The following is a 12144-nucleotide window of genomic DNA, read 5'->3' as shown; positions in this document are numbered from 1 at the left end:
TGGGATCACGCTCAGGCGCCCGAGGGACGTGTCGGCCGCTCGGTGAGAAAGGCAATCGCACACCATGGAAATCAACAAGAAGAGCCGTACTGAGCTGAAGGCGTACTTCGTCAAGAACGCCCTGCCGACGGAGGGCAACTTCAGGGATCTCATCGACGCGGGGCTGAATCAGAAGGACGACGGCCTCGTCAAGTCGGCCGATCAGCCGGTGCAGATCGCGGCGTCGACGGCCGGCGACAAGCCGGCGATCCACCTCTATGAGAGCTTCGCGACGGACACCAAACCCGCCTGGGTGCTGAGCCTGCAAGCCGGCGGCAAGAAGGGCCTCGGCATCGGCGACGGCAAAACCCGCCTCTTCATCGATGCTACGACCGGCGACGTGGGCATCGGCACGGCCGATCCGGCCGGCAACAAGCTCCGGGTGGCGGGGAGCGTCCTCGTCGACGGCGCCGACGGCAAAGCGCGCGTGAGCTTCGGCTCCAGCAATCGCCAAATGCTCAACCTCTATAAAGAAGAGCACGGGATCGGCGTCCAGGCCGGCACCACGTACTTCCGCAGCAGCTCGATTTTCGCCTTCTACAAGGGCGGCGCGCACAGCGAGGGTGCGCTCGAACCCGGCACAGGCGGCACCGCGATGCTCGTGATCAAGGACGGCGACGTCGGCATCGGCACGAACGATCCGGGCGGCTACAAGCTCAACGTCGCCGGCAACGTGAACGTGATGGGGACTCTCCGAAGCCCGATGTGGAACGTCACCCAGGTCCTCAAGCAGAAGCATGGACCGATGCCCGTCTCGGGCACGTTCCAGTCGAGCGGAGGCACGCTGCTCGTGTTCGCGTCCGGATCCGGCATAACGCATAGCAGCGCAGCTACGATCGGTATGGCCATCAAGCTCGACAAAACCCAGGTCAGCTCCGCCAACGCGTGGTCGAACGTGCAGGGTGCCCACCAGAGATTCGTCGCCGAGTCGCTGGTGCTCCAGGGCATCGCGGCGGGCTCCCACACGATCGAGCTCTCCTCACTGTTTGGCACCGATTCGGACGTTAATGATTACTTCTCCGTGACCGTGCTGGAGCTCCCGTTCTGACCAGGCGAGGAGGCGCTCGCCAGCCGACGACGCGGTGAACGGGGGAGAGGACTGGAGCCGGGACGATGGACTACGAATTTTTGCGCAGGGAAGGGATCCGCCAGCTCGAGCGGATGACGGGCGGGCAATGGACGGACTTCAACGCCCACGATCCGGGGATCACCCTCCTGGAGCAGCTCTGTTATGCCCTCTCGGATCTCGGCTACCGCGCCGGGTACGAGATCCCGGATCTGCTCGCCGACGGCGGGGACGATCCGTACCGGAGCCTCCACCATCCGGCCGAGATCCTCACCTCGCACCCGGTGACGCTGGCCGACCTCCGCCGGCTCGTCCTCGACGTGGAAGGCGTCAAGAACGCCTGGGTCGAGCCGGCCACGGCGGGCGCGCCCGAGCTCTATGATCTCCCCGTGGAGCGGGAGCTCCGCCTCGCGCCCAAGGACGTCGCATCCGAGCCGGTCCGCCTGCGCGGCCTCCACCGCGTCCTCATCGAGGCGTCGGAGCACAGCCAGGGCACCCAGGTCAGGGCCAGCGTCGCGCGAAGGCTCCACCAGAACCGCCCCCTGTGCGAGGACTTCGCCGAGATCAGGGTGCTGGAGCCGCAGCTCATCCAGGTCGAGGCCACCGTGGAGATCACGCCGGTGGACGACCCCGCGGCGCTGCTGAACGAGATCGGCCGCGCGATCGCCGACGAGATCGCGCCGCCCGTCCGCTTCGCGACGCTCTCGCAGCGGCTCGGCGCCGGCGCCAGCGTCGAGGTGATGTTCGAGGGGCCCCGGCTCGATCACGGGTTCCTCTCCGACGAGGTGCTGGCGAACGCGACGCGGAGGACCGCGATCCACACGTCCGATCTCATCCGCGCGACCACGGACATCGCGGCGGTGCGGGCGGTGAGCCGGATCCGCGTCTCCACGGGCGGCGCCAAGGAAGCGTGGTCCCTGCCGGTCGACCCGGATCGGGTCCCGAGGATGAACTTCGACGCATCCATCATCACCCTGATGAGCGCCGGGAGGGTGATCGCCCAGGCGAAGCCGGAGAGGGCGCCGGACGCCCCCCAGGGCGCGGGCGACAGCGCGCCCGCGGTGCCCGTGGGGCGCGACCGGAACGTCGGCGCGTACACCTCGGTACGGCAGCACCTCCCGATGCTCTACGGGGTCGGCGAGGCGGGGCTACCGGACTCGGCGACGCCCGCGCGTAAGGCGCAGGCGCGGCAGCTCGCGGCGTACCTGATGTTCTTCGATCAGCTCCTCGCCAACGCCTTCGCGCAGCTCGCCCACGCCAAGGATCTGTTCTCCCACGGCGGCGGCACGCGGACGTACTTCACGCAGGCGCTGGACCAGCCCGGCCTCCGGCTCGAGGAGATCCGCGCGCTCGACGACGGGCACCGGGCCCGGCTCGGCGACCTCGTGGAGACTCCAGAGGAGGTCGCCTCCCTCGAGCGGAAGAACCGCTTCTTGAATCACCTCCTCGCCCGCTTCGCCGAGCCGATCGCCGGTCACGACGCGGCCTCCGCGCCGATCTCTCCGGCGGAGCGCGCGCGGCGCAAGCAGCGCCTCTTGCAGCGATACCCCCGGATCAGCAGCGCGCGGGGGACGGGGTTCGATGGCCTCGAGCCCGCTGGCCCCGCCAACATGTCGGGGCTGGAGGAGCGGCTCCGCGTCACGCTCGGGCTCGCCGGAGGCGAGGAGATCGCCGTCGTCGAGCACATCCTGCTCCGACCGATGCCGGGCGACGAGCAGCAGGAGCGCCCCGGGCCGACGGACGCGCCCACGGACAGGCCGCCCGCGCTGCTCTCGGCCGCGCGGGAGAAGGACCCCTACTCGCTGCGATTGACGTTCGTCCTCCCCGACGGGGTGGGGCGATTCAGCGATCCTGCGTTCAAGCAGCTCGTCGAGAACACCCTCCGCGCGGAGACGCCGGCGCACCTGACACCGTATGTGCTCTGGATGGCGGCCGACGCCTGGGCGGCATTCCGGACGGCTCACGAGCAGTGGTTGCAGAAGCGGCGGGAGGTCCTCGCCGCGACGTTGGGCGTACACCTGGAGGAGCGGAGCTCGTAGAACCATGTCCACCGCGAGACCTATCGACGTGCGCTGCGCCCGGGACCGGCTCATCGATCTCCTCGGGCTCGGGGAGACCACCCCGATCCGGGACGTGAACGTTCAAGAAGCGCAGCTCACCGTGAACGTGGGCGCCCCCTGCGAGATCGCCATCGATCCCGCCCAGTCGGGCGTCAGGTACGAGCTGTTCGACGGAGACGCGGCGGTGGTGCCCGCCTGCTCCGTGGAGGGTACCGGGGAGAAGGCGATCCTCGAGGGGCCGATCATCGACAGGGTCGACAAGACCTTCCGGATCCGCGCGAGAAAGCTCGATCCCCTGACGCGCGAGACCTTCCTGCTCCAGAGCGCGACGGTGAAGGTCGGGCTGGCCACGGATCTCCCTGTCTCGACGCCGGAGATCGCCGAGGTGCCTCGCCTCGTCGACCACGGGAGCCGCGTGGTGGTGAGCATCTCGGGCAGCCAGGCGGGCGCGACGTATGGGCTGATCGACGGCGCGGGGCGCCCGATCCCCATGACGCCCCCCGGGCGCGTGAGCGGGAACAAGGACGGCGCCATCACGCTGACGGCCAGCCGGGTGACCGAAGACACGGTGATCCGCGTCGACGTCCGGAGGACGTTCGACGAGAGCGAAGGGCGCGCCCCGCTCCACGCGGTGCTCGCCGCGGAGCTGCCGATCGCGGTCCGCGCCGATCGGGATCTCGTGGTGTCGGCCGTCGGATCACCGGTCCTGCCGCAGGGCAGCGCCACCATCACCATCGCCGCGAGCCAGGCGAGCGCGCTTTACAGCGCCCACGTCCGCGCGCTCTCCACCGTGGACTTCGTGCCCGGCGCGGGGCCCACCCAGAGGGCGATCGCCGTCCCCGGCACGTCCGGCGTCGAGGTGTACACCCCGCGGCCTCCCGCGCTCTGGCAGGCGCCGGCCGGCTCCGTGCAGCACGGGGACGCGGCGCCGGGCAACGGCGGCGTCCTCGAGCTCGGCGTGGGGCCGCTCGTGGACGACAGCATCGTCGTGGTGCAGGCGCGCAAGATCCACACGGCGGCCGGCGCGCCGCTCGAGTCGGCGGTGCAGCTCGAGCAGGCGGCGGTCGTCCTCGTGAGGCCGGAGCCGGCGCCCCCGCTCGTGCTGCAGATCGCGGCGAACGCCGACGGCGCGAGCGGCACGCTGCTCGTCTCGGGCGGCCAGCCCGGGGTCTTCTACCATGTCTACCCGAGCAACGAGGCCGGTGAGCTCGGCCTGCCGGCGTATTTCCACCGGCTCGACGAGCGGGACCCGTCGATGAACAAGGGCATCGCGGCGACCGAGCCGGAAGCGGCGGACAAGGTTCCGCGCCGGGGGCTCCGGGTCGAGATGGATCTCGTGATCACGCGCGATCCGCCGGCGCCCGCGGCCCTGGAGCCGGCGTACGCGCGCCCGCTCGATCCCGTGGTGGACATCGCGCCGCTGCCCGTCGGCGGCGCGGTGGACGTGATGGCCATCAAGGCGCGCACCGGGATCGGGTGGGTCGCAAAGCGATCGATCGCGATCACCCCCATTGCCGAGGAGAGCTCGTCCAGCGAGCTGGGCTCTGCCCCCAACCCCCCGGCGACAGCGCCGTGACCGCGCCGTGCCATCAGATCCGCCGGCAGATCCTGGAGGTGACCGTCCAGGATCGCGGGGCGGCGTGGCGGCTGCAAGCCGAGCTTGGCCGTATCCACGCCGAGCGCCTCGAGGCGGTCATCGATCGGTGTTGCACCGAGCTCGGCGCTCCAGACCGCCTCCAGCGGGTCGCGCGGGTCGAGGTGGATCTCGGGCGGATCGATCCCGACGACCTGGAGCGCGATCTGGTCGACAAGCTCGGCCCACGGCTGCGCGAGGCGCTGGCCGCGCGGATCCGCGAGGAGGACGAGAAAACCGCGCTCCGGGGCGGAGATCCCGAGGTGATCTCCCGGCTGGAGCTCGTGGCGTCCTTCGCTCGCACCGGCAATCTCCCCTGGTGGGCGGACAGCTCGCGACCGCGGCTCCTGGACGAGACCCTGGGGCTGCTCGTGAAGCGCGCGGCGCGCCCGCTCGTGGCGTTGATGCGGGCGCTCGAGCGCGAAGGCGGCGCGCTGGCGAGGATCGTCCGCCACAGCCGCGACGCGCAGCTCTGGGCGCTGTTCGACGCCCTCGTGGCGTCCTCGCGAGCCGACCTCCCTTCGATGCCGGTGGAGCTCGTCGCCCTGCTGCGCGCGCACCCGGCGGTCGCTGGGGCCACGCCGGACGGCTTCCGGGCGTGCGTCTGGACGGGCGCGCTGCGGACAGCGTGCCTCGAGGAGAGCCCGAGCGACGGGCGGGTGGGCTTCGTTCGCGACGCGCTGGCCCGGATCGCGCTGGAGGCCGGCGTGACCCTCGGGGCTCTGCTCTCGGGGCTGCACGCGCCTCTGGGGCCGAGTCCATCGGCCTGGCCGGGCGCGCTGGGGGCGGTCATGCAGAGTCCCGGCGCAGCCGCGCCGGGGACGATCGGGCTGAGTCCCGGCGCGGTCGTGGAGAGGCCGGTCCGCGCGCCGCGAGGAGAGCATCCGTCGAGCGATCCGGGGGCCGCGGCTGCGGACCCGGAGCTGTCGGTCGATCCAGCGTACAGCGACGCCGACGAGGTCTACGTCGACAACGCCGGGCTGGTGGTGCTCTGGCCCTTCCTCGGGCACCTGTTCGAGCGCCTGGGTCTCTTTGCCGACGCGCAGTTCAAGGATCGGCGCGCCCTCCACCGCGCGGCCGGCCTGCTCCAGCACCTCTGCACGGGGGATCTCGAGCCGGCCGAGTACCAGCTTCCCCTGGCCCGCGTGCTCTCTGGCATGGCGGTGACCGAGGTCTTCGACTTCGGTCCTCCGGTCGCCGAGGCAGAGGCCGAGGAGTGCGTCCGCATGCTCACGGCGGCGATCGCGAGCGCGCCGATCCTGGGGGAGATGTCGATCGCCGGATTCCGTGGCTCGTTCTTGATGCGCAAGGGCGCGCTCTCTGCCCGTGACGGCGCGTGGCTCCTCCGCGTGGCGCGCGCCTCGTACGACGTGGTGCTGGATCGGTTTCCCTGGGGGATGAGCTGGGTGAAGCAGCCCTGGATGGAGGCGCCGCTCTCGGTGGAGTGGTGACCGCGGCTTCGTTGATCGCACGAATGGCGGTGACGCGCGGGGCCGCCTCGCCCCTCTCCCCGCGCCGAGGAGAGTCTCATGCGAATCGCTGTTGACCGGTCCACGCCGAAGACCTCGCGGAGCGCCGCGCGCACGTGGCGGGCCCGCCCTCCGGCGCCGCTGCTCGCGCGCACGAGGACGATGACGTCGGCGCGACCGCCGGCCGAGCCGGCGCGCGCGGCGCTGGAGCGCGCGTTCGGGGCTGAGCTCTTTGCGGGCGCGGCCACTCGGCCCGGCGTGGGGGGCGGGAGCGGACCGGACCGCGCCGTCAACCTCACGGGGATCCCGTCGCCGGTGAAGGCCAAGATGGAGGCGGCGTTCGCGGCCGACTTTTCCGGCGTGCGGGTGCACCCGAGCTCATCGCGCGCCGTGGCGCTGGGAGCGCTCGCGTACACGCAGGGGAGCGAGATCCACGTGGCGCCGGGCCAGTGGGCGCCGGAGACGACGCGGGGCCAGGAGCTGCTCGGGCACGAGCTCGCGCACGTGGTGCAGCAGCGGGCGGGGCGCGTGCAGGCGACGGCGCAGTACAAGGGGATCAAGCTCAACGACGCGCCGGCGCTGGAGGCGGAGGCGGACGCGATGGGGGCGCGGGCGGCCCGCGCCGGCTTGCCTCGAGCGATGGCGAGGGCGCCCGAGACGCCATCGGAGCCGCTGCGCGGATCGGGCGCTGTGGTTCAACGGACGCGCGACAAGCTCCCTCCTGGCGACGTCGCCACCGTGCGCCCGAGCATGGACAACTACGAGAGCCATGTTGCCCTGCGGGTGACACACTTTTTTACCGTATTTCTGAAGGCCGTTCTTCTGTGGCGGAAGTATGCGTCGCAGGGCGCCCTCCCCAATCTTTTCACCAACAACGCCGCGGCTCAGGCAGGTACCGGATTCCGAATCAAGAACGCTGCCACAGCGTCGCCAGGTGAAGGCAGATACGACGCCGCGCATTTGACGAACGTCACGCTTGTAAAGTCGTCGTTCAGCGGCGTGCCGTTGACGCCGAGAGACCAGGAGAATCTCGATGACTTGTATCGTGCCACTGCAGCGACGACGCCCCAGTTCCAGACGGCCAACGTCACCTCGGACAAGATCATCGACCGGCAGATGACGATCTTCAAGAACGACATGATCAAGGATCTGAACGCTGGGGCAGTGCTGGATCATAACTTCATACAAACGAACCTCGCGAAGTTCTTGGCGGATCTGGAGAATGATCTCCAGGCCAAGTCGCAGCAGTACCCGACCGTGGGCGCGGCCGCGGCCGATCAGTTGAAAGCCGATTCCTATGCGACTGCGCTGAAGGCCGTGACTGAGCTGAAGACAAGCATCTTCGATCAGTGCTTTTATGCTATCGCCAATGAGGTCGAAGCGTACAGCCGTTACAATCTGAGGTGAAGGGGGTGACGCCGCAGCCGTTCGCCGCTCTCCCTCATGTGCGACGGTTCGATGCGCAGCGGCGCGACCGCGCGTTCGTTGATCGCAGGATGGGCGGTGACGCGCGGGGCCGCCTCATCTCTCCGCCCGCGCCGAGGAGAGTCTCATGCAAATGGTCGTTGACCGGTCCACTCCGAAGACGTCGGGGAACGCCGCCCGCACGTCGCGGGCGCGCCCTCCGGCGCCGATGCACCTGCCGCGGAGGGCGCCGCCGCCGACCCGACCGCCGGCCGAGCCGGTGCGCGCGTCGCTGGAGCGGGCGTTCGGGGCCAATCTGTTCGCGGACCGGGCGGGCGCCGCGCGGGCGCCGCGCTCGAGCGCGCCGCCGGCCGGAGCGCCGCGGGTCGACACGGCCGCGTCCGAGGCGCTGGCGCAAAAGCCGGCGGAGGGGGCCGAGCGGCTGCTCGAGGCGGCCTCCGCCCTCGCGGCCGCGCTGCCGGGCGCCGCCGGGGAGGCTGCGCCGCCGAAGCCCGACTGGGAGACCCACCCGGCCCACCTTCGCCTCTCGGAGCGGGTCGCCGCCCTGGAGGAGCGCTATCCGGGCCTGAAGCTCAGCTGGGTCGTCGACTGGGCGCGCCGGTTCATCGAGCAGGTGGTCGCCAAGGCGGACGCCACGCCAGCGGACAAGGGCGTCTTCGACGATCGCCTGGAGCAGATGGCCAAGGAGCTCGCGGCGAGGATCGACGCCACGAACCCGCAGCTGCGGGCCGGGGGTGGGGCCCCGCAGAGGGGGATCTCGGGCGGCGCGGGCACCCACCTGTGGACGGGCGGGGTCGACTACAAGGCCGCTCAGGCCGCCGCCCGGCGGGCCGCCGAGGCCGAGAGCCAGGCTGGCAATCTGGACGCGGCTTCGGTGGAGATGACCATCGCCGGGGAGCTCCTCGACAGCATCAATTTCTCGGGGAACGGGATCGACTACGCGCCCGAGGCGGACAAGCTGTGGAACGAGCTGTCACGCGCCTTTGCCGGAAACGCTCGTGGGACGGTCCGCGTCCACACGTTGTACGGCGTCCGGAGCCCGAGCATCTTTTACTCGGTGGAGAGCCTGGCGCTGCTCCTCGTGCTCAAGGCCCAGGAGGAGCGCGAGAAGGTCGACAAGAAGCAGGACGGCCCCGTGGTCGACGAGATCCGGATGCTGATCTACTTCCGCAAGGGCGAGATCGACCCGGAGACGGGGCAGCTCTCGGTCCCGAAGGACGAGAGCGGCAAGATGAGGGAGGATCTCGTGAAGCAGCGGGAGGACCGCGTGACCACCTCCTACCAGCTCGAACGGGCGCGGGCGAACGCGTGGGACAAGTCGCTTGCCTGGGAGCCGACCTTCGCTGTCGCCGGATCGGTGAAGCACCGCGCCGCGCTCCTCGACGCGCGCCGCGCGGCGGGCTCGCCGGGCTGACGGAGCATGAAGGAACACCCCGTTTAATTTCTCTTAAGATGACGACGCTCGGTCTCGTCGGTTTCATACGGAGACGTCACCGCCGAAAGGGACCTGCCATGTCACGGAACGTCTTCCTGTTCGAGCTCGCCGCCACGCGCGGCGACGCGGAGGAGGTCGAGCGAGACCTGCTCTCGCGCGCCTCGGCCTTCGCGCTCGGAGCCTTTCCCACGCTCGATCCGGCGCTCTTCGCGCACCGGATCCTGCGCGGGAAGGGCGCGTCGTACACCTGGGAGATCGGCCTCGACGAGATCGAGGAGGCCCGGCGCGCGGAGCTCCACGCCGCGCTGCTCGAGCAGATCCAGACGTCGCTCGCGGGCGTGGCCGAGCTCCGATCCTCCGCCGCGTATGCCGACCTGACGCTCCCCGCGCCCGGCCCCGATCCCGCCCGGGCCAGGGGGGGTTCGGGCGGGGCGCTCTCGTTCGCGGACGGCGATCTCCCGGTCTGGGAGGATCACGCGCGCGGCTCGGGCGCGGTGGAGGCAGGGAGCGCGCTGCCCGAGCATCTCACCGCCGAGATCGCGCAGTTCCGCGCCGCCGTGCCGGTCGAGCCGGGGCTCAAGCCCTGGGGCGCAGGGCACGTCTACACAGGCAGCGCGGACAAGGCTCACCTCGCTTACCTGCACGGGTATATCGACGCCCGGGCGGCGAGGGCGAGCTCCGCCGATCGGCGGAAGATCATGGCCTTTCGCGCGTTTCAGGCGCGCGAGGGCAGCACCGCCGCCATCAACACCTACGATGACCAGATCGTCACCTGGGGGACGGGCTGGGGCGGCCGCGGCTGGCTGGGCAAGGTGATGGAGCGGGCGACCGCGAACGACGCCGTGCGCGAGGCGCTGGGCGCCGCCGGCGTCCGCTACCGCGGCAGCAACGTGTACGACGTCGTCGATCTCGACGCCGGCACGGTCGTCACCGGAGGCAAGGAAGCGCTCGAGATCCTGCGCCGCTCCGTCCCGCTCCTCCACCTGCTTATCGACCTGGCCAGGAACCCAGCCACGCGCGACGCGGTGACCGAGGCCCAGCTCCGCACGTTCATGGATGGCTCGGGCAACATCTGCGGCGCCGACGCGATCGCGACGCAGGCGCTGTTCAACCTGATCGCGCACCTCAAGCACTGGGCGCCCGGGTATGTGATCGGGTGTCTCGAGTGGGCCGTACCGCAGCTCGGCCCCGGGTCGCCGTCGGAGGAGCGCGACCGGCGCCTCGCCGCGCTCGTGGGCCGCTACTTCTACGGCAAGGCGCGCAAGCACCGGTGGATCCCGGACTTCAGGCAGTTCCGGCTCTACTTCCGGCACATGAAGGACGACGGGCTCGATTGCCTGGACGAGCCCTTCCTCCAGGCCGCGGCGCCTCCGGGGGATGACCCGTTCGCCGCCGCGATGGGCGCGCCCGCGGCGGCGCCCCCGCCGAAGGATCCGCGCCTCACGCGCGCGCCCCTCGCCGGACAACCCGACCTTGAGAGCGTCGCCTCGGGTCGGGGCGCGCTCCGGAGAGGGGCGAGGGGACCCGGGGTGAAGGCGTTGCAGGAGGCGTTGCTCGCGCTGGGCGAGAGCGCGCCTGGCGGCGCCGACGGCGCGTTCGGTCCGGGCCTCGAGGCGGCCGTGAAGCGGTTCCAGGCCGAGCGCGGCCTCGCCGCCGACGGCGTGGTCGGCGCGGCGACGCTCGCGGCCCTCGACGCGGCCTTCGACGCGGGCGCGGCGACCCGGGCGACAGGCGCGGAGACATCGAATCGAAGAGGAGAGGAGGAGCACCGATGACCGCAGAGAAGAGCGATGAGGGCGCCCTGCCGCAGGCGAGCGCCCCCGCGTGGGTGGACATGGATCCGACGCCCGCCGAGCCGCCCGAGGAGTGGCTGGCTCGCCCGGTCGCGTTCGCCGACGACGAGGCGCCACCGCAGCTCGTCCGCACCGTGAACCTGCTGGACCCGCCCGAGCACGGCCTGCGCGGGCCCGAGGACGCCGAGGGCCTCGCCGAGTTCATCCTGTCCCGCGCCAGGGAGGGGATCGGCGACATCTTCTCGCACCCCGATTACGACACCGCCTCCGGCGACCGCGAGGACTGGGCGCGGGCCATCGCCGAGCACCAGACCGGCATTCCGTACACGATGCCAGCCTTCTTCTACGGCGCGCAAAGAGGGGTCGCGAAGTCGATCTCGGGCAGCGGGCGGTACCCGATCGTGGGGCAGTGCCAGCAGTCGGTGACGACCGCGCTCTGCATCGGCGGCTGGGACGGCGGCCCGTACGGCGACATCGGCTGCGGGACCGACGCGCTGCCGGCTGCAGCTAGGCTGGGCGACGGCTGGACCTCCGTCCCGAAGGTGCTCGCCGACTGGCCCGACGACCTCTGGGAGAAGGTCACGGTCGGCTCGTGCCTCTTCTGGTCGGCGTCCGGGGCCGCGGGCGCCGGGAGCGGGCACGTGGCGATGGTGATCCGCAAGCACCCGGTCGAGCGCAAATGGCAGCTCTGGGACACCACCACGTCGTTCAACGACCCCGCGGTGCACGCCGCCGCCGGAAGGGGCGCGCGCATGCTCTGGGAGTCGCACTGGTGGCCGTTCATCCCGCCGGCGCTCTGCGGCGGTCGGTGGTCGTTCCGCGGCATCGCCCGGATCGACGGCCTCGGAGAGATCAAGAGCGATCTGAAGCCGCGCGGGCGCGCCCGCCTGCTCCTCCGGCGCCGCGGCGACGGCGCGCTGCTCTATCGCTCGGAGTGGATGTCGATGGAGGACGAGGGCCTCCCCATCTCCTGGCTGCTCCGTTCTCTGCGCGGCGCGCCCTTCCACGACCGCATCGAGCCCACGTGGTGCGTCAACTCGAAGTCCGACGCGCCGACCAAGCTCGCCCCGGACAACCGGCCGCTGCTCGACGTCTTCTGCGACGCCAGGGGCAACGCGAAGATGTCGTGGAGCCCGGCCCAGGGCCTGCACAACCGCCCTCACCAGGCGATCTGGGCGCCGCCCGCGGCGCTCCGCTGAGCCGCGGCAGCGGGCGCCCCAGCAA

Annotated in this window: 8 protein-coding genes; all 8 read left to right on the top strand. The window is 71.2% G+C overall.

Features of this window, described 5'->3' with window-relative positions:
* The first annotated feature begins 64 nt into the window (after positions 1 to 64).
* Positions 65 to 1087, top strand: coding sequence for a hypothetical protein (locus tag WMF33_RS26605; RefSeq protein WP_437322466.1), 1023 nt, complete (start codon positions 65 to 67; stop codon positions 1085 to 1087).
* 65 nt (positions 1088 to 1152) lie between these two features.
* Entirely contained in the window at positions 1153 to 3144 is a 1992-nt protein-coding gene (locus tag WMF33_RS26600) for a hypothetical protein (RefSeq protein WP_437322465.1), read from the top strand.
* A gap of 4 nt (positions 3145 to 3148) precedes the next feature.
* Entirely contained in the window at positions 3149 to 4741 is a 1593-nt protein-coding gene (locus WMF33_RS26595; RefSeq protein WP_437322464.1) for a hypothetical protein, read from the top strand.
* Entirely contained in the window at positions 4738 to 6249 is a 1512-nt protein-coding gene (locus WMF33_RS26590; RefSeq protein WP_437322463.1) for a contractile injection system tape measure protein, read from the top strand. Before WMF33_RS26595 ends, WMF33_RS26590 begins: the two co-directional genes overlap by 4 nt.
* A gap of 78 nt (positions 6250 to 6327) precedes the next feature.
* Entirely contained in the window at positions 6328 to 7674 is a 1347-nt protein-coding gene (locus WMF33_RS26585; protein WP_437322462.1) for an eCIS core domain-containing protein, read from the top strand.
* A gap of 145 nt (positions 7675 to 7819) precedes the next feature.
* Positions 7820 to 9106, top strand: coding sequence for a hypothetical protein (locus WMF33_RS26580; protein ID WP_437322461.1), 1287 nt, complete (start codon positions 7820 to 7822; stop codon positions 9104 to 9106).
* Positions 9107 to 9204: 98 nt separating this feature from the next.
* Positions 9205 to 10902, top strand: a complete 1698-nt coding sequence (locus WMF33_RS26575) for a peptidoglycan-binding domain-containing protein (RefSeq protein ID WP_437322460.1) — start codon at positions 9205 to 9207, stop codon at positions 10900 to 10902.
* Positions 10899 to 12119: a hypothetical protein gene (locus WMF33_RS26570; protein WP_437322459.1), complete on the top strand. Its 1221-nt coding sequence runs from the start codon at positions 10899 to 10901 to the stop codon at positions 12117 to 12119. The genes WMF33_RS26575 and WMF33_RS26570 overlap by 4 nt, the downstream gene beginning before the upstream one ends.
* Positions 12120 to 12144 lie beyond the last annotated feature (25 nt).

Source organism: Sorangium sp. So ce394, from assembly GCF_051474665.1.
GTDB classification, from domain to species: Bacteria; Myxococcota_A; Polyangia; order Polyangiales; family Polyangiaceae; genus Sorangium; species Sorangium cellulosum_D.
Note: the sequence above shows the minus strand (reverse complement) of the source record. Positions and strands in the feature narration are given on the sequence as shown.

Excerpts from the sequence above, each read along its gene's own strand:
- WMF33_RS26585 (WP_437322462.1), top strand. The coding sequence starts at position 6,328 with ATGCGAATCGCTGTTGACCGGTCCACGCCGAAGACCTCGCGGAGCGCC.
- WMF33_RS26580 (WP_437322461.1), top strand. The coding sequence starts at position 7,820 with ATGCAAATGGTCGTTGACCGGTCCACTCCGAAGACGTCGGGGAACGCC.
- WMF33_RS26570 (WP_437322459.1), top strand. The coding sequence starts at position 10,899 with ATGACCGCAGAGAAGAGCGATGAGGGCGCCCTGCCGCAGGCGAGCGCC.
- WMF33_RS26595 (WP_437322464.1), top strand. The coding sequence starts at position 3,149 with ATGTCCACCGCGAGACCTATCGACGTGCGCTGCGCCCGGGACCGGCTC.
- WMF33_RS26605 (WP_437322466.1), top strand. The coding sequence starts at position 65 with ATGGAAATCAACAAGAAGAGCCGTACTGAGCTGAAGGCGTACTTCGTC.
- WMF33_RS26600 (WP_437322465.1), top strand. The coding sequence starts at position 1,153 with ATGGACTACGAATTTTTGCGCAGGGAAGGGATCCGCCAGCTCGAGCGG.
- WMF33_RS26575 (WP_437322460.1), top strand. The coding sequence starts at position 9,205 with ATGTCACGGAACGTCTTCCTGTTCGAGCTCGCCGCCACGCGCGGCGAC.